The sequence below is a fragment of the Amycolatopsis sp. WAC 04197 genome, assembly GCF_003947475.1.
Taxonomy (GTDB): domain Bacteria; phylum Actinomycetota; class Actinomycetes; order Mycobacteriales; family Pseudonocardiaceae; genus Amycolatopsis; species Amycolatopsis japonica.
Genome location: NZ_QHJK01000009.1, coordinates 393,893 through 410,397, shown reverse-complemented (window position 1 = coordinate 410,397; position 16,505 = coordinate 393,893). Strand labels below are relative to the sequence as shown.

Sequence of the window (16,505 nt, the reverse complement as noted above, 5' to 3'; positions counted from 1 at the left end):
GTGTGAGCGTGGCATGAACACTTCGTTCGGGTCAGTACAGGCATGGGGAATCGGGCCTAGGATCTGGATCGTGAAAGCGCGTTCGCCTAGACTGCATCCCCCCGCCGACGGCCCGGTCCGGGACGGAATTCCCGAGCACGGCCGCATTCCCCGCTATTACGCGGTCAAAGTCGATCTGCTCGACGTGATCTCCGAATTAGGCCAAGGAGCGGTACTTCCCACCGAAAGGGAACTGTCCGAAAGGTTCGAGGTTTCCCGTGCGACGGTGCGCCAGGCCGTCGGCGAACTCGTCCTGGAAGGGCGGCTGAGCAGGCGTCAGGGGAGCGGCACGTACGTCGCGGGCCCCAAGCTCGTCCAGCCGCTCGCCTTGGTGAGTTACACGGAAGGACTCAGGAGGCAGGGCATTCAGCCGGGCCGGAATTTGATCTCTTTGGAACGCCGCGAGGCGGGTCCGTCGCTGGCTTCGGAACTGGAAATCGATCCCGAAGACGACGTCATCCACATCGAACGGGTACTGCTCGCCGACGACGAGCGGGTCGGGCTGGAATCGACCTATCTCACCGCCGCGCGATTCCCGACGCTGATGGATGTGTTCGATCCCACACAGTCGCTGTACGCCTGTTTGCGGGAACGGCTGGGGGTGGTCTTCGACGGCGCGGAGGAGCGGGTCGAGACCGTGCTGGCCACGCCGCGGGAGGCGCTGCTGATCGGGACGAACCCGGCGCTGCCGATGCTGTTGATGCACCGGACCTCGTGGGGCACCGACGGGGTCCCGTTCGAGCGTGTCCGTTCGCTGTTCCGCGGCGACCGGCTCTCCTTCGAGACCCGACTGGGCCGCGTGGAGTAGCCACCCGCCGCATTCAGTCCTCTGAACGCGATATTTGCGGATTCAACGACCGCATCCAGAGGACGAAACGCGGGGTAAAGTAACGCGAAGATAACAGGTCTGGTCCACATTTCGGAGGCACTTCACCTGGGGTTAGGGCGGGGGTCACGGAGCGTTGGTGCGCGCAGGCGAGCGTCTGCGGTGTGCGAATCCTCATCATCGGCGGCGGAGTGCTCGGCACCCAGCACGCCTGGCAGGCCGTCGAACGCGGCCACGACGTCGTCCAGATCGAACGGGAACCCGAGGCCAGGGGCGCGTCCGTGCGCAACTTCGGCCTGGTCTGGGTCGGCGGCCGTGCCAGTGGTCCCGAACTGGAGACGGCCGCCAGGGCGCGGGTGCTGTGGGAGCGCATCGGGGAACGCGTCGAAGGGATCGGCTTCCGGCCGAACGGCTCGCTCACCGTCGTCCGCACCGAGGCCGAACTCGCCGTCGCGCGGGCGGCCGCCGACACGGTCGAAGACCGCGGCTTCAAACTGCTCGACGCCGCCGAAACCCGCGCGCTGAACCCGGCCCTGCGCGGCGAATTCCTCGGCGCGCTCTGGTGCGACCGCGACGCCGCCGTCGAACCGCGCGTCGCCCAGCCCGCCCTGCGCGCCGAGCTCGCGAAGAGCGGCCGCTACACCTGGGTGCCCGGCCGCGAGATCCGCGACCTGACCGATCGCGGCGTCGTCGACGACACGGGCGAGACCCACGAGGGTGACGTCGTGGTGCTGTGCACCGGCGCCTGGACCGGCGGCCTGGTCAAGGAGCTCGCCGGGACGACGCCGGTCCGCCGCGTGCGGCTGCAGATGGCCCAGACCGAGCCGCTCGGGGAAACCCTCACCACCACGGTCGCCGACGCGGACAGCTTCCGGTACTACCCGGCGTACCGCGGCGAGGCGCTCGACGGCCTCAACGCGGGCCAGCCGCAGGGCGAGATCGCCGCGGCCGCCAAGATGCAGCTGCTCATGGTCCAGCGCCTCGACGGCTCGCTGACCATCGGCGACACCCACGAGTACGACGAGCCGTTCTCGTTCGACACCACCGAAGCGCCGTACGACCACCTCGCCGAGGTCGCCGGGGCGCTGCTCGGCCGGCCGCTGCCGCGGATCACCCGCCGCTGGGCCGGGGTGTACGCCCAGACCACCGACACCGCCCGGATCGTGCACCGCGCCCGCGTCGCGGACAACGCGTGGCTCGTCACCGGGCCGGGCGGCCGCGGCATGACCTGTTCCCCCGCCATCGCCGAAGACACCGCAGAGGAGCTGTCCTGGTGAACACCGAACTCGTCGTCCTGGACATGGCGGGCACCACCGTCGCCGACGACGGCCTGGTGATCCGCGCCTTCACCGCCGCGATCGCCGCCGCCGGAGTGTCCGAAGAGGACAGCCGCTTCCCCGGCATGCTCGACTACGTCGTCGAAACGATGGGACAGTCCAAGATCGTCGTTTTCCGCGCCCTGCTCGACGAGGACGAGGAACGCGCCCAGCGCGCGAACACCGCCTTCCAGGACGCCTACGGGAAACTCGTCGCCGACGGCCACTGCGAGCCGGTCCCCGGCGCCGAGCAGACGATCCAGGAACTGCGCGCCCACGGCGTGAAGGTCGCGCTCACCACCGGTTTCGCGCCGGACACGCAGAACGCGATCCTCGACGCGCTGGGCTGGCACGGCCTCGCCGACGCCGTGCTGGCGCCGGGCGACGGAGTACGCGGCCGCCCGTTCCCCGACCTCGTCCTCGCCGCCGCGCTGCGGCTCGAAGTCACCGATGTCCGCCGGATCGCCGTCGCCGGCGACACCCCGTCGGACGTCCAGACCGGTCTGCGGTCCGGCGCTTCGATCGTCGCCGGCGTACTCACCGGATCGGCGAAGAAGCCGGAACTCGAAGCCGCCGGCGCCACCCACGTCCTCGAATCCGTCCGCGACCTCCCCGCCCTGCTGTCCTAAAAGGAGCTTTGACGACATGAAGAAACTCGCGGCCACCGCCCTCGCCGGGCTGCTCGCCCTCACCCTGGGCGCCTGCGGCGGGACCGCCGGTGGCGCGTCCGGCGATCAGACCGTCACGCTGTACACAGTGGACGGTCTGGAGGACTGGTACGCCCAGCGCATCGAGGAGTTCAAGGCCAAGACCGGGATCACCGTCCAGGCGGTCACCGCCGGATCCGGCGAGGTCGCCTCGCGGGTGGAGAAGGAGAAGGCCAACACCCAGGCCGACATCCTGGTCACGCTGCCGCCGTTCATCCAGCGGGCCGCGTCGCAGGGCCTGCTCGCCGCCACGGCGCCCGCCGGGATCGACCAGGTCCCCGCCGGGCAGAAGGACGGCCAGGGCCGCTACTTCGCCCTCATGAACAACTACCTCAGCTTCATCCGCAACCCGCAGGCCTCGCCCAAGACCTGGGACGACCTCCTGTCCCCGTCGCTCAAGGGCAAGCTCCAGTACTCGACCCCCGGCGAGGCGGGCGACGGCACCGCGGTCCTGCTGCAGCTCCAGCACGTCCTCGGTGATCAGGGCGCGCTCGACTACCTCGCCAGGCTCGAAGCCAACAACGTCGGCCCGTCGTCCTCCACCGGCAAACTCCAGCCGAAGGTGGCCAAGGCCGAGATCCTGGTGGCCAACGGCGACGTCCAGATGAACCTCGCCGAGATCGAGAAGAGCGGCGGTTTCGAGGTCTTCTTCCCGGCCGACGCGCAGGGCAAGCGCTCCACCTTCGCCCTCCCGTACTACGCCGGTCTGGTGAACAACGCGCCGCACGCCGAGAACGCCAAGAAGTTCCTGGACTTCCTGCTCTCGCCCGAGGTGCAGGGCAAGGCCGTCGACGCCTTCGGTGCCCCGTCGCGGACCGACGTCACGCCGTCCGGCCCGCGCGCGGACAAGGTGAAGGCAGCCCTCGCCGGAGTCGAGATCTGGCAGCCGGATTGGGACGCCGTCCTCGCGAAGCTCGACGCCGACCTCGCCGCGTACAAGAAGGCCGTGGGCCGATGACCCCGGCGGTCGAATTCCGCGGCGTGTCCGTCCGCTTCGGCCGGACGACCGCCCTCTCGCCACTGGACCTCACCGTGGCGAGAGGGGAGACGCTGGCGATGCTCGGGCCGTCCGGCTCCGGCAAGTCGACGGCACTGAAGGCACTCGCGGGTTTCGTCGTGCCGAGCACCGGCCGGGTCCTGCTCGACGGCGAGGACGTCACCGCGCTGCCGCCGCACCGGCGCGGCCTCGGCGTGGTCGTGCAGAGTTACGCGCTGTTCCCGCATATGCGGGTCGAGGCCAACGTCGCTTTCGGCCTCAAGGCACGGAAAACGCCTCGGGCCGAGACAGCGATCCGGGTCGCCGAGGCGCTGGAGCTGGTCGGGATGGGCAAGTACGCCCGCCGGTACCCCCGTGAGCTTTCGGGCGGGCAGCAGCAGCGTGTCGCGCTCGCGCGGGCGTTGGCGATCCGGCCGCGGGTGCTGCTGCTCGACGAACCACTGTCCGCTTTGGACGCCGCCCTGCGCGAGGACATGGTCGCGGAACTGCTGCGGCTGCGGGCCGAACTGCCCGACACCACGCTGATCTACGTGACCCACGACCAGGGCGAGGCGCTGGCACTGGCCGATCGGATCGCCGTCATGCGCGACTCGAAGCTCGTCGAACTCGGCCCGAGCCGTGAGCTCTACCAGCGTCCGTCGACGGAGTTCACCGCGAGCTTCCTCGGCGCGTCCAATCTCATCCCGGTCGAGCTGATCCAGGCCGACGGCACCAGGGTCCGCCTCGGCGACCGCGAACTGGCGGCCGATCCGTCCGGGACCTTCCGGGCGGGCCAGCCGGTCGCGCTCGGCGTCCGGCCGCATCGGGTCGGGATCACCGCGGCGGACGCCCCCGGCGCGCTGCCCGCGGTCCTGCGCGGTGTCCAGTGGCGTGGCACGGGTTTCCGGCTCGACCTCGAATTCGCACACGACGGGAACGAGGTCCGCGCCGAGGTGCCGGACATCGAGGGCCTTCCGAACGTGGGGCAGCGCGTCGGAGTGTCCATTCCGGACGGTTGCCCGCTGGTGGGCGTCGGATGACCGGCCTCGCGCTCACCGCCGTGGCGACACCGGCGCGGCGGCGGGAGAAAAAGCCCGGTCGCGCCTGGCTCCTGCTGCCGCCGGTGCTCGTCCTGCTCGGTTTCTTCGGCTACCCGCTGGTGCTGGTCGTCCTGCAGTCGCTGGAATCGAAGACCGGCGAATTCGGGCTTTCGGTGTGGCTGGACGTCCTGGGCTCGGCGGAATTCCGGGACGCGGCCTGGAAGACCGTCGCGCTCGCGCTCGGCGCCACCGCGGGCTGCGTGGTGCTGGGGACGTTCCTCGCACTGGTGATCGCGTTCGTGCCGTTCCCCGGCGCGCGGACGCTCTCGCGGCTGGTGGACACCGTGCTCGCGTTCCCGTCGTTCCTCATCGCGCTCGCGTTCACCTTCCTCTACGGCAGCGCCGGAATCCTGGGCGCGGGCGGATTCCTGTACTCGCCGTTCGGGATCCTGCTGGCGGAGATCACCTTCTACACGCCGTTCGTGATGCGGCCCGCACTCGCCGCGTTCGGCCAGGTCTCGTCGGCGCAGATGGAGGTCGCGGCCAGCCTCGGCGCGAAACCCGGCCGCGTGCTGCGCCAGGTGATCCTGCCGGAAGCCTTGCCGTCACTGGCTTCCGGAGCCTGCCTGACCATGCTGCTGGCGATGAACGAGTTCGGCATCGTGCTGTTCCTCGGCGCCAAGGACGTCACGACGCTGCCGATGCTGGTCTACGGCAAGGGGATCGTCACGTTCGACTTCCCGCAGGCCTGTGTCATCGCGGTGGTCAACGTCGTGTTCTCCCTGGCCCTGTACGGAACCTACCGGCGACTGACGAAGGGAGGCGGCCGTGCTGCTGTGGACCAGGCGTAGCCGAGTCCTGCTGTGGGTGGTGTTCGCGGTGCTGTTCACCGCGATCGTGCTGGCGCCGTTGCTGATGATCGTGCTGGCGTCGGTCGCCGGAAACTGGACGGGACTTCTGCCGGGCGCGCTCACCGGCTCGCATTTCGCGCAGGCGCTGTCCGGAGAGACGTTCGCGAGTCTCTCGGTGAGCATCCAGACGGGTGTCATCGCGTCGCTGGTGTCGGTACTGCTCGGCACGTGGGCCGCGCTCGCGTCGCCGTCGGCGCCGCCGAAGCTGAGGAAGGCCGTCGACACCCTGTTCCACCTGCCGATCGCGGTGCCGTCGGTGGTGCTGGGGCTGGCGCTGCTCGTCGCGTTCAGCCGTCCGCCGCTCGCCTTCAACGGCACGCGCTGGATCGTGCTGCTGGGGCACGTGATGATCCTGCTCCCGTTCTCCTACAGCACGGTCTCGGCCGCGATCGCGCGGATGGATCCGTTGCTGGCGCAGGCGGCGGCGAGCCTCGGCGCGTCACCGGCCCGGGTACTGCTGCGGGTGCGGCTACCAGTCCTGCTGCCGTCGATCTCGGCGTCGGCGAGCCTCGCGCTGGCGATGTCGATGGGCGAACTGGGCGCGACGATGATGCTGTACCCGCCGGACTGGCGCACGCTGCCCGCGAGCATCTTCGCGCTCACCGACCGGGGCCAGGTGTTCCTGGCGTCGGCGAGCACCGTGCTGCTGCTGGCCGTCACGCTCGCCGGGGTGGTGCTGCTCGGGCTGGTCCGGGGGCGCGCGGCACAGCGGTGATGCAACCATTCGTCCGCTTCGTTCCGTCTCGACACCATGATGAACGCAGCGAAGACGCTGGGTGCGGTGATCGTGCTCGCCGCGACGACGGCGGCCTGCGGCGCGGGCGGCCCCGGAGCTCCGGCGAACACGAGCACCCCTCCGGTCGTCACCACACCTTCGGATCTGCCCACCTCGCTCCCGGCGAGCCCGCCGGTCGCGAAACCGCCGATGTCACGGCCGACCGTCGGTCCGCCGCCCTCGGACAGGATGCTGCCGCCGTCCCAGGTCGAGACCCAACTGCCCGTGCAGGTCAGCGCCGAGAACGACGGACTGGCCGTGCACATCGAACTGAGCGGCTGCGACGAGGCGAGGGCGAACCTCGCCGAAGAGACCGCGCAGCGGGTCGTGGTCACCGTGACCATCGACCACGCGAAGCCGGGGCAGATGTGCCCGCAGGTGATCCGCTACGCCGTCCTGCCGGTGAAACTCGCCCAGCCGCTCGGCACCCGGAAGGTCGTCGTTTGACCGGGTCCGGGATGCAACCCGATGGCGGCTTCGTTCCGTCCCAGTCACATGAGGTACTTAACGAATGCCATCGGCCTTGGCCTGATCGTCGTTGCGGTATCCGCCTGCGGGGCGCAGAACCAGGCGGCGGAACCCGCGGCCGGACCCGGGAGCGGCACCCTGAGTACCGTGCCGCCGTCCCCGACCGCGCCGCCTTCGTCGTCGGCTCCCGCGCCGACCAGCAAGCCGGGAAGCCAGCCGGGTGTGCCGGGCGCGCCGCGCCAGGAGGTGCCGGAAGGCAGCACCAAGCTGCCGGACAAGCAGCTCGACGCGTCGGCACTGCCCGCGGACTATCCGCGTGAGGTGTACACCAGCAACGGCGGGACGATCCTGAACATCCGCGGCCAGGAAGGCGGCTGCGGGCACGCGACGGCGGAGGCCGCGCAGCAGGACGGGACCAGGGTCACCGTCAACCTGACCGAACTGAAGGGCCAGACCGGCCAGATGTGCACGATGGACATCCGGCATCCGGTGATCTCGGTGGCGCTTTCGGCGCCGCTGGGGGAGCGGACCGTGGTCCTGAAGCAGATGCGATAACGCTCAAGGGGATATCCCCGGATGTCATGAAAGGGCCGTTCAGGACGAAAAACGTCCTGAACGGCCCTTTCATGACACTGGGCCGGGCTGTCAGCGGAAGCTGATCTGCAGCACCGGTTCCGACGTGGCCTCGAAGAAGTCGTTGCCCTTGTCGTCGATGACGATGAACGCGGGGAAGTCCTCGACCTCGATCTTCCAGACCGCTTCCATCCCCAGCTCGGCGTACTCGAGCACGTCGACCTTCTTGATGCAGTCCTGCGCGAGCCGCGCGGCCGGGCCGCCGATCGAACCGAGGTAGAACCCGCCGTGCTCGTTGCACGCGGCGGTCACCTTCTTGGACCGGTTGCCCTTCGCCAGCATCACCAGCGAACCGCCGGCGGCCTGGAACTGTTCGACGTAGGAGTCCATGCGGCCCGCAGTCGTCGGCCCGAAGGAACCCGACGCGTAACCCTCGGGCGTCTTCGCCGGGCCCGCGTAATACACGGGGTGGTCGCGAAGGTACTGAGGCATCTCTTCACCCGCGTCGAGCCGTTCGGCGATCTTCGCGTGCGCGATGTCGCGGGCGACGACGAGCGGGCCGGTCAGCGACAGGCGCGTCTTCACCGGCAGCTGCGAGAGCTGGGCGCGGATCTCGGCCATCGGCCGGTTCAGGTCGACGGTCACCACCTCGTCGGACAGGTCGTCCTCGGTGACGTCCGGCAGGAACTGCGCCGGGTCGCGCTCCAGCTGCTCCAGGAACACGCCGTCGGCGGTGATCTTCGCCTTCGCCTGGCGGTCGGCCGAGCACGACACGGCGACGCCGACCGGGCAGGACGCGCCGTGGCGCGGCAGGCGGATCACGCGGACGTCGTGGCAGAAGTACTTGCCGCCGAACTGCGCGCCGATGCCGAACTGGCGCGTCATCTCCAGCACCTGCTGTTCGAGGTCGACGTCGCGGAAACCGTGACCCAGCTCGGAACCCTCGGTGGGCAGGTCGTCGAGATAGCGGGCGGAGGCCAGCTTCGCGACCTTCAGGTTGAACTCCGCCGACGTGCCGCCGACGACGATCGCGAGGTGGTACGGCGGGCAGGCCGCGGTGCCGAGGCTGCGCAGCTTCTCGTCGAGGAACTTCGCGAGCCGCTTCGGGTTCAGGACGGCTTTCGTTTCCTGATAGAGGAACGTCTTGTTCGCGCTGCCGCCGCCCTTGGCCATGAACAGGAATTCATAGCTCGGGTCGCCTTGACCGTCTTTGTGATAGAGCTCGATCTGCGCGGGCAAGTTGGTGCCGGTATTGCGCTCATCCCAGAAATTCACCGGCGCCATCTGCGAATAGCGCAGATTCAACTCCTGATAGGCGTCGAAAATACCGCGCGAGAGCGCGCGCTCGTCGTCCGCGCCGGTGAGCACGCCTTCGCCGCGCTTGCCGATCACGATCGCGGTGCCGGTGTCCTGGCACATCGGCAGGACGCCGCCGGCGGAGATCGCCGCGTTGCGCAGCAGGTCCATCGCGACGAACCGGTCGTTGCCGCTGGCCTCGGGATCGTCGACGATCGCCCGCAGCTGCGCCAGGTGTGACGAGCGCAACAGGTGCTGGATGTCGGTGATCGCGGTCTTGGCGAGTTTGGTCAGCGCCTCGGGCTCGACCTTGAGGAACTTCCGGCCCGCGGCTTCGATGACCTCGACACCTTCGGTGCCGATCAGCCGGTACTCGGTGCGGGTGTCCTTGGCGAGCGGAAGGACTTCGGTGTACTGGAACGTGGTGGGCGCCACTGCGCGGGCTCCTTTGCCGGCATCGGGAACCCGCTCACGGTACCCAAGCCCGGTCAAGACGCCCGAGAGGCCACGGCTGACGTAACCGAGGCCACTGCCGGTGGGTGCTGGGTCCAGTGGGTCGTGAGTGGTGAGTGTCGTTCTAACGACACTTACCACTCACGACCCACGGGACCGAATGCAATTCCCGCCCTGCATTTTGTCGCCGTGCCCCACGAATAGTTCGGGAGGCCGGGCCCACCCCGACGGACCCGACCTCCCGGGGAAAGCGATCCGGGCGCGAACACCCGACCGCGAAGACTTTTACCTGCTCGACGGTCTCGTGACGCAGGTCATAAGTCAACGCTGCCGAACGGGTGTTGCTTTTTCCGCGCCGAAAGGCTCTGTGCCGCTACGAAGCGTAGGCGCGCAGGCGGTCCGCCCGCTCACCCTGACGCAGCTTCGACATGACCTCTCGCTCGATCTGCCGAACGCGCTCACGGGAGAGCCCGAAGTGCTTGCCGATCTGGTCGAGGGTGCGCGGCTGGCCGTCGTCGAGGCCGTAGCGCAGGCGGATCACCTGGGACTCGCGGTCGTCCAGCGTCGCGAGCACGCGGCGCAGGTCGTCCTGGAGCAGACCGGAGATCACGGCGCTCTCGGCGTCGGTCGCCTCGGAGTCCTCGATGAAGTCACCGAGCGGGGCGTCCTCCTCGGTGCCGACCGGCATGTCGAGGCTCACCGGGTCACGCGAGTGGTCGAGCAGGTCGGAGATCTTGTGCGCCGGAATGCCCGATTCGGCGGCCAGCTCCTCGTGGGTGGCGTCCCGGCCGAGCTGCTGGTGCAGGTCGCGCTTGATCCGGGCCAGCTTGTTCACCTGTTCCACCAGGTGGACCGGCAGCCGGATGGTGCGTCCCTGGTCGGCCATCCCCCTGGTGATGGCCTGGCGGATCCACCAGGTGGCGTACGTCGAGAACTTGAACCCCTTGGAGTAGTCGAACTTCTCCACCGCGCGGATCAGACCCAGGTTCCCCTCCTGGATCAGGTCGAGCAGCGGCATCCCCCGGCCGGTGTAGCGCTTCGCGAGCGAGACCACGAGGCGGAGGTTGGCCTCCAGCAGGTGGTTCTTCGCGCTGTGGCCGTCACGCACGAGGGCGGCCATCTCCGAACGCCGCTTCGGCGTGAGACCCTCGGCGGTGTCCAGCATGTGCTGGGCGAACACACCGGCTTCGATGCGCTTGGCCAGCTCGACCTCGTCGGCGGCGGACAGCAGCGCCGTCTTGCCGATTCCGTTGAGGTACACGCGAACGAGGTCCGCGGCCGGGCTCTGGGCGTCGAGGTCGGCGTCGGTGAGCGCCCCCGTGCTCACCGGCTCCTGGGTGGATTGCGCCGGGATACGGCGCTCGCGAATCCCGCGCGCTTCGCGTTCGAGAGTCTGGACTGACATTCTGCCTCCCCGGTCACGGGCTGAACGTGCTGCGATGTGTCCGCCGGATCCGCCTCGGCGTAACAGGCCCTGTGGAAAACCCGCTACTCCTCGTCGGCCCAGCTTGGCTGGACACTTGGCTCAACGCCGGGAGGTCCGAAAACGTTCCCGGCCGCTACAGAGGAGACGGGCGGCTGACCTGGGGCGTTGCTCGACCAACCCTGAGCTTTTCCTGAGAATGCCCGTGCGGGGGAGAAAGCAGTGCCCAATCGAAGAGACGTGTGGTCTAGACCTCTATGAGGAGGGTGAACGGACCGTCGTTCACGCTCCGGACCGCCATCATGGCCCCGAACCGGCCGGTTTCGACCCGGGCGCCGCGTTCGCGCAACGCGTCGACGACGGCCGTCACGAGCGGTTCGGCGGCCTCGGGCCGGGCGGCCGCGGTCCAGGAGGGACGGCGGCCTTTGCGGGTGTCGCCGTAAAGGGTGAACTGGCTTACGACGAGAAGGGGTGCGCCCGTGGTGGCGCACGACTCCTCGTCGCGAAGTATGCGAGCTTCGTGCAGTTTGCGGGCCATCGTCGGCACCTTGGACACGTCGTCGTCGGCGTGGATTCCCAGCAGCACCAGCAAACCCGGCTCGTCGATGGCGCCGGTCACCTCGTCGCCGACGGTCACGCTCGCTTCCGTGACCCTCGCCACCACCGCCCGCATCAGACGGCGGGCAGCAGCATGCCGTGCCGGACCAGTTCCCGGACGACGGGGAGCGCGGCCTCGGCCAGTTCCTCCGGTTCCAGGCCCTGAGCGGCCGCCAGGAGCACGATCAGATCCTCCAGGGGCAGAGCGCCCTGACAACCGGCGAGCAGCCGTGTCGCGAGCTCGTCCACTTCGTGCGACCAACCGGGACCGTCGGTGCGGTGCAGCCGCTGGACGGTCGTGGCCCAGCCCTCCTCACCCGGCTCGGCGACGCTCTCCAGAAGAACGGTCTGCGGGACCCGGAACCGGACATCGAGGAGCGAATCCCCGTTGGTACGAAGCCATTCCACCCGGTCCAGCCAGTTCGCGGCCTCGGCGCCCAGCGGGTCGTCGTAGGCCTGGCGCAGGTCCTCGCACACGATCGTCGGGGTCGCGCCGTCCGCCCGGCGGAGGGTGACGAAGCCGAAACCGATGCCCTGGACGTCGTTTTCGGCGAACCAGTCGAGCCACGCGCCCGATTTCGCGCGGCCTTCGGGGGAGCGGGGGTCGATGCCCGCGTCACGCAGCCACGTGCCGACGTAGAGGCCCGGATCGGCGATGTCCCGCTGGACGAACCACGCGTCGGTCTCGGCGGGCAGCCAGCGGGTCACCCGATCGCCCCAGTCCTCGCCCTTCACGTGCAGCCAGGACGCCAGGAGCTGGCCGGTGCCGCCGTCGTTGAGGAACCCGGGCAGCTGCCGCACCACGAGCGCGCTGGCGTCGTCACCGGCGAGACCGGAGTCGCGGTAGGTGTAGTCGACGCGCGGCGGGCCCACCACGAACGGCGGATTGCAGACGATCTGGTCGAACCGGCGCCGCGCGACCGGCGCGAACCATTCGCCCCGGACGAGCTCGACGTCCAGCTCGTTGAGCCGGAACGTCGCCGCGGCCAGCGCCAGCGCCCGGGCCGAGACGTCGGTCGCGGTGACCTTCTTCGCGTGCCGGGTGGCGTGCAGCGCCTGGACGCCGTTGCCCGTGCCGACGTCGAGCAGGCTGCCGACCTCGCGGCGGCTGGTGGCCCGGATCAGGCTGAGGGAGGCGTGCCCGACGCCGAGCACGTGGTCTTCGGGCACCGTGCGGCCCAGGATGTCGGCGTCGAGGTCGGCGACGACCCACCACGAGCCTTCGTCGTCGCCGTGCGGGCGGACGTCGAGACCGGCGCGGTAGCCGTCGGCCACGGGTACGAGCAGGGTGGCGGTGACCGCGTCATCGAGGGAAAGCGGCGCGAAAGCGGCCTCGACGTCCTTCTCCGGTTCGGTCGACCCCAGGAGGAACAGCCGGATCAGCGTGCCGAGCTCACCCGAGTCGCACGTCGCGCGGTAGGCGAGTTCGGGTTCGCCGCGCCCGAGGGCGCCGTGCGCGGAGCCGAGGGCGCCGACCACGCCGTCGGCGTCGTAACCCGTCCGGCGGAAGGCGTCACGGAGCCTCGCGCAAACGTCGTCGGACAGGTCGGGGAGGGCCGCTCGTGTGCTCACGGTCGGTAATACTGCCAGGATGAGATGGTGAGCCTCGAAAGTGTCCTGGCACCGCTGCAGGCGGCGCTGCCCGGACTGGAAGACCTGTACATCGACCTCCACCGGCATCCGGAGCTGTCGTTCGCCGAAACCCGCACCGCCGCCGAACTGGCGCGGCGCCTGGAGGCCGACGGTTACGAGGTGCACACCGGTATCGGGCGCACCGGCGTCCTGGGCGTGCTGCGCAACGGCCCCGGCCCCAAGGTGATGCTGCGCGCCGACATCGACGCGCTGCCGGTCGAGGAGAAGACCGGCCTGCCGTACGCGAGCACCGCGCGCGGGGTCGACGCCGACGGCCGCGACGTGCCGGTGATGCACGCCTGCGGTCACGACATGCACGCCGCCTGGCTCTCCGGCGCCGCGTCGCTCCTCGCGGCCGGACGCGAGCACTGGTCGGGCACGCTGATGGTCGTCTTCCAGCCGGGGGAGGAGGCCGGGGACGGCGCCGCCGGCATGGTCCGCGACGGCGTCTTCGGTCCCGCCGGCAAGCCCGACGTGGTGCTCGGACAGCATGTCGTGCCCGGTCCCGCGGGCTGGGTGCTGACCAGGCCGGGCGTGATCATGGCGGCCACCGACGCGCTCCGCATCACCCTGCACGGCCGGGGCGGGCACGGCTCGCGCCCCGAGACCACGGTGGATCCCGCCGTGCTCGCCGCGTCCGTGGTGCTCAAACTGCAGACCATCGTGTCGCGGGAGATCTCGGCGACCGAATCGGCGGTGGTGACCGTGGGATCGCTGCACGTCGGGACCGCGCACAACATCATCGCCGACCACGCCGTCCTCGAGGTCAACATCCGGTCGTTCGACCAGGCCGTGCGGGAGAAGGTCGTCGCGGCGGTCGAACGGATCGTCCAGGGCGAGGCGGCCACCGCGGGCGCGCCGAAACCGCCGGAGATCGAGCGGATCGGCGCGTTCCCGGTCACCGAGAACGACGACGCGGCCACCGAGGGACTCACCGCCGCCTTCCGCGACCACTTCGGCGAGGGCCGGGTGATGCCCGCGCCGCTGGTCACCGGCAGCGAGGACTTCAGCGAATTCGGCCGCGCCGCCGGGGTGCCCTCGGTGTTCTGGCTGGTCGGCGGCCTGGACGAGGACAAGGTGATCGCCGCGATGACCGCCGGGCGCTTCGAACAGGACATCCCGTCGAACCACTCGCCGCTCTTCGCGCCGATCCCGCATCCGACGCTTTCGGCCGGCGTCGAGACGCTCGTGGTCGCGGCTTTGCACCGGCTCACCCACCCGGGTGTCGGATGAGCCGGGGGAGTGGGAGCATGGAAGCCGGAGGTGGTGCTGTGAACGCGCCCGCCCACGGTCCCGAACCGAGGGAACCCGCTCCGGTGCTGATCACCGAAGCCGCCCCGTCCTACGAAGACCAGCTGGCCAAGCGGAAGCGGAAGTACATCATCATGATGTCGTTCCGCATCCCGTGCCTGATCCTCGCCGGGATCTTCTACCAGACCTGGTGGCTCGCGCTGGCGCTGATCGCGATCTCGATCCCGCTGCCGTGGATCGCCGTCCTGGTGGCCAACGACCGGCCGCCGCGCAAGAGCGAGAAGGTCAACCGGTACCAGGCCGAGCCGACCCGCATCGAAAGCTCCGGTCACCGCGTCATCGACGGCGGCTGACTCGGTTCGCGCGCGCTATGAAAGGTCCTTTCCTGGCAAATTTTGCCAGGAAAGGACCTTTCATAGCACTTGGCTACGGCTGCGGCCCGACCTTCGCGACCGCCTGGGCACCCAGCCGCGTCCCGGCCCGAAGCACCTCCACCGTGGACTCGCCGCGCAGCCAGGCCGCCAGCACGCCGGCGTCGAAGGCGTCCCCGGCACCGGTCGAATCGACGCACTCCGCCGGCTGCGCGGGCACCGAGGTGATGGTGCCGCTCGCGTCCACCCAGCTGGCGCCGTCGAGACCGGCGGTGACCACGACCTCGCCGACGTAGTCCAGCAGTTCCTTCGCCGCCTCGGGATCACTCGACCCGGTCAGCGCGACCAGTTCGCTGGTGTTCGGCATCAGCAGGTCCACGCCGCGCACGTCGTCGAGGAAGGCCGCGGGATCGGTGATCAGCGTCGCCGCCTGCGGGTCGACCGACGTCGTCAGCCCGGCCTTCTTCGCCGCCGCCAGCGAGGCGAGCGCCGCGGGCCGTGACGACGGGTACAGCAGGACGTAGCCCGAGAGATGCAGGTGACTCGCCCCGGCCAGGGCCGCCTCGGTGATGTCCTCCGGGCTGAACTTCGCGTTGGCCGCGCGGTCGGCGAGCATGCTCCGCTCACCCGCCCCGTCGACGAGCACGACGACGCAGAACGTCGGTTCCTCGGGGTCCACCGCGAATTCGCAGCGGACGCCCGCCGCCTCCAGTTCGCTCTTCACCATGCGGCCGCCGGAGTCGTCCCCGATCCGCGCCACCAGCGTGGTCTCCGTGTCCTCGGCGCGCAGCCACAGCGCGGTGTTCGCCCCCGCGCCGCCGCTGGTGAAGTGGACCTTCGCGCGGATGTCGCCACCGTGCGGGATGGGGCCTTCGTGCCGCGCGACGACGTCGAGACCGACGTCACCCACGACGACGATGCCGCTCATTCGGCGGTCCCGGCGAGCGCGACGGCGACCTCGGTGGCCAGTTCCGCGTTGGACAGCACCAAGGCCTCGTTCGCGTCGAGGCTCACGCCCTCGCTGGCGGTGTGGAAGTGCTCCAGCAGCACCGGCGTGACGTCTTTCCCGTGGACGTCACGGGTCTTGAGGAGTTCCAGCCCTTCGGCGAGCAGCCGGTCGTGCAGTTCCCGGTCCATTTCGGACGCTTCCGGGATCGGATTCGCCAGCAGGACACCGGAAGACGCGTGCGCCCGGTGCGCGGCGATGACCGCGGCGGCCTGCGCGGCGTCGTCGACCCGCCACGGCACCTCGAAACCGGACGAGCGGAGGTAGAACGCCGGGAACTCGCCGGTGCGGTAACCCAGCACGGGCACCGAGTTGGTCTCCAGCACTTCGAGGGTCGCGGCGATGTCGAGTACCGACTTCACGCCCGAGCAGACGACCGTGGTGGGCACCTTCGCGAGCACGCCCAGATCCGCCGACACGTCCCAGCTCTGCGCCGCGCCCTGGTGCACGCCGCCGAGCCCGCCGGTGGCGAACATCCCGATCCCGGCGGCGGCGGCGAGTGCCGCGGTGCTCGCGACCGTGGTCGCGCCGGAGCGGCCGAGGCCGACGGCCGGGCCGATGTCGCGCAGGGAGAGCTTGTCCAGGTCCGCGCCGGGCGCGCACACGCGTTCCAGCTGCTCGCCGGTGAGGCCGATCAGGGGGACGCCGTCGAGGACGGCGATGGTCGCGGGGACGGCGCCGCCGTCGCGCACGACCTTCTCCAGCCGCCGGGCGACGTCGAGGTTGCGGCCGGGCGGGAGACCGTGGGAGAGGATGGTGCTCTCCAGCGCGACGACGGGGTCACCGGCGGCGAGGGCGGAGGCGACCTCTTCGTGAAGGGACAGTTGCGGAGTCACGAACGAACA

Annotated in this window: 17 protein-coding genes; 11 read left to right on the top strand and 6 right to left on the bottom strand. The window is 69.9% G+C overall.

The window, feature by feature from the left end; translation table 11 throughout:
- Positions 1-70 precede the first annotated feature (70 nt).
- The 9 genes from DMC64_RS31930 (at position 71) to DMC64_RS31890 (ending at position 7,613) form a co-directional block, all read left to right on the top strand.
- Positions 71-847, top strand: coding sequence for a GntR family transcriptional regulator (locus DMC64_RS31930; RefSeq protein ID WP_016332909.1), 777 nt, complete (start codon positions 71-73; stop codon positions 845-847).
- Positions 848-1,029: 182 nt separating this feature from the next.
- A complete protein-coding gene (locus tag DMC64_RS31925; RefSeq protein ID WP_125736508.1) occupies positions 1,030-2,142 on the top strand; it encodes a TIGR03364 family FAD-dependent oxidoreductase in 1,113 nt (370 codons plus the stop codon).
- Positions 2,136-2,810, top strand: a complete 675-nt coding sequence (locus DMC64_RS31920) for a phosphonatase-like hydrolase (RefSeq protein WP_125736617.1) — start codon at positions 2,136-2,138, stop codon at positions 2,808-2,810. The genes DMC64_RS31925 and DMC64_RS31920 overlap by 7 nt, the downstream gene beginning before the upstream one ends.
- 16 nt (positions 2,811-2,826) lie before the next feature.
- Positions 2,827-3,846, top strand: coding sequence for a 2-aminoethylphosphonate ABC transporter substrate-binding protein (locus tag DMC64_RS31915; RefSeq protein ID WP_125736507.1), 1,020 nt, complete (start codon positions 2,827-2,829; stop codon positions 3,844-3,846).
- On the top strand, positions 3,843-4,904 hold the full coding sequence (locus tag DMC64_RS31910; protein ID WP_125736506.1) for an ABC transporter ATP-binding protein: 1,062 nt from the start codon (positions 3,843-3,845) through the stop codon (positions 4,902-4,904). The genes DMC64_RS31915 and DMC64_RS31910 overlap by 4 nt, the downstream gene beginning before the upstream one ends.
- Complete coding sequence (locus tag DMC64_RS31905) at positions 4,901-5,755, top strand: 2-aminoethylphosphonate ABC transporter permease subunit (RefSeq protein ID WP_125736505.1); 855 nt, start codon at positions 4,901-4,903, stop codon at positions 5,753-5,755. The genes DMC64_RS31910 and DMC64_RS31905 overlap by 4 nt, the downstream gene beginning before the upstream one ends.
- Entirely contained in the window at positions 5,733-6,530 is a 798-nt protein-coding gene (locus DMC64_RS31900; protein ID WP_125736504.1) for an ABC transporter permease, read from the top strand. Before DMC64_RS31905 ends, DMC64_RS31900 begins: the two co-directional genes overlap by 23 nt.
- Before the next feature lie 36 nt (positions 6,531-6,566).
- Positions 6,567-7,037: a hypothetical protein gene (locus DMC64_RS31895; RefSeq protein WP_125736503.1), complete on the top strand. Its 471-nt coding sequence runs from the start codon at positions 6,567-6,569 to the stop codon at positions 7,035-7,037.
- A 168-nt stretch (positions 7,038-7,205) separates the two neighbouring features.
- The gene (locus tag DMC64_RS31890; protein ID WP_037343662.1) at positions 7,206-7,613 is read left to right on the top strand and encodes a hypothetical protein; all 408 of its coding nucleotides are present in this window, start codon (positions 7,206-7,208) and stop codon (positions 7,611-7,613) included.
- A gap of 90 nt (positions 7,614-7,703) precedes the next feature.
- Here the strand turns inward: DMC64_RS31890 and DMC64_RS31885 are convergent, their stop codons facing one another.
- The 4 genes from DMC64_RS31885 to DMC64_RS31870 form a co-directional block, all read right to left on the bottom strand.
- Positions 7,704-9,362 carry a fumarate hydratase gene (locus DMC64_RS31885; protein WP_125736502.1) on the bottom strand — a complete coding sequence of 553 codons (1,659 nt, stop codon included), beginning with the start codon at positions 9,360-9,362 and terminating at the stop codon, positions 7,704-7,706.
- Between the two features lie 391 nt (positions 9,363-9,753).
- Positions 9,754-10,785: a sigma-70 family RNA polymerase sigma factor gene (locus DMC64_RS31880; RefSeq protein ID WP_037343667.1), complete on the bottom strand. Its 1,032-nt coding sequence runs from the start codon at positions 10,783-10,785 to the stop codon at positions 9,754-9,756.
- Positions 10,786-11,050: 265 nt separating this feature from the next.
- Entirely contained in the window at positions 11,051-11,476 is a 426-nt protein-coding gene (gene dtd, locus DMC64_RS31875) for a D-aminoacyl-tRNA deacylase (protein WP_125687898.1), read from the bottom strand.
- Positions 11,476-12,972 carry a methyltransferase gene (locus DMC64_RS31870; RefSeq protein WP_125736501.1) on the bottom strand — a complete coding sequence of 499 codons (1,497 nt, stop codon included), beginning with the start codon at positions 12,970-12,972 and terminating at the stop codon, positions 11,476-11,478. The genes dtd and DMC64_RS31870 overlap by 1 nt, the downstream gene beginning before the upstream one ends.
- Positions 12,973-12,999: 27 nt before the next feature.
- On the opposite strand from DMC64_RS31870, the gene DMC64_RS31865 reads away from it, so the two are divergent.
- On the top strand, positions 13,000-14,265 hold the full coding sequence (locus tag DMC64_RS31865; protein ID WP_125736500.1) for an amidohydrolase: 1,266 nt from the start codon (positions 13,000-13,002) through the stop codon (positions 14,263-14,265).
- Positions 14,266-14,282: 17 nt separating this feature from the next.
- Positions 14,283-14,636 (top strand): DUF3099 domain-containing protein, encoded by a 354-nt coding sequence (locus DMC64_RS31860; protein WP_037343675.1) that lies wholly within the window; start codon positions 14,283-14,285, stop codon positions 14,634-14,636.
- Between the two features lie 73 nt (positions 14,637-14,709).
- Here the strand turns inward: DMC64_RS31860 and DMC64_RS31855 are convergent, their stop codons facing one another.
- Together DMC64_RS31855 and DMC64_RS31850 are read right to left on the bottom strand one after the other, a co-directional pair.
- Positions 14,710-15,582, bottom strand: coding sequence for a carbohydrate kinase family protein (locus tag DMC64_RS31855; protein ID WP_037343677.1), 873 nt, complete (start codon positions 15,580-15,582; stop codon positions 14,710-14,712).
- On the bottom strand, positions 15,579-16,496 hold the full coding sequence (locus DMC64_RS31850; protein ID WP_125736499.1) for a pseudouridine-5'-phosphate glycosidase: 918 nt from the start codon (positions 16,494-16,496) through the stop codon (positions 15,579-15,581). The genes DMC64_RS31855 and DMC64_RS31850 overlap by 4 nt, the downstream gene beginning before the upstream one ends.
- Between the last annotated feature and the right edge of the window lie 9 nt (positions 16,497-16,505).

Coding starts and splice junctions, on each gene's coding strand:
- DMC64_RS31915 (WP_125736507.1), top strand. CDS start 2,827: ATGAAGAAACTCGCGGCCACCGCCCTCGCCGGGCTGCTCGCCCTCACC.
- DMC64_RS31910 (WP_125736506.1), top strand. CDS start 3,843: ATGACCCCGGCGGTCGAATTCCGCGGCGTGTCCGTCCGCTTCGGCCGG.
- DMC64_RS31905 (WP_125736505.1), top strand. CDS start 4,901: ATGACCGGCCTCGCGCTCACCGCCGTGGCGACACCGGCGCGGCGGCGG.
- DMC64_RS31895 (WP_125736503.1), top strand. CDS start 6,567: ATGATGAACGCAGCGAAGACGCTGGGTGCGGTGATCGTGCTCGCCGCG.
- DMC64_RS31880 (WP_037343667.1), bottom strand. CDS start 10,785: ATGTCAGTCCAGACTCTCGAACGCGAAGCGCGCGGGATTCGCGAGCGC.
- dtd (WP_125687898.1), bottom strand. CDS start 11,476: ATGCGGGCGGTGGTGGCGAGGGTCACGGAAGCGAGCGTGACCGTCGGC.
- DMC64_RS31860 (WP_037343675.1), top strand. CDS start 14,283: ATGGAAGCCGGAGGTGGTGCTGTGAACGCGCCCGCCCACGGTCCCGAA.
- DMC64_RS31855 (WP_037343677.1), bottom strand. CDS start 15,582: ATGAGCGGCATCGTCGTCGTGGGTGACGTCGGTCTCGACGTCGTCGCG.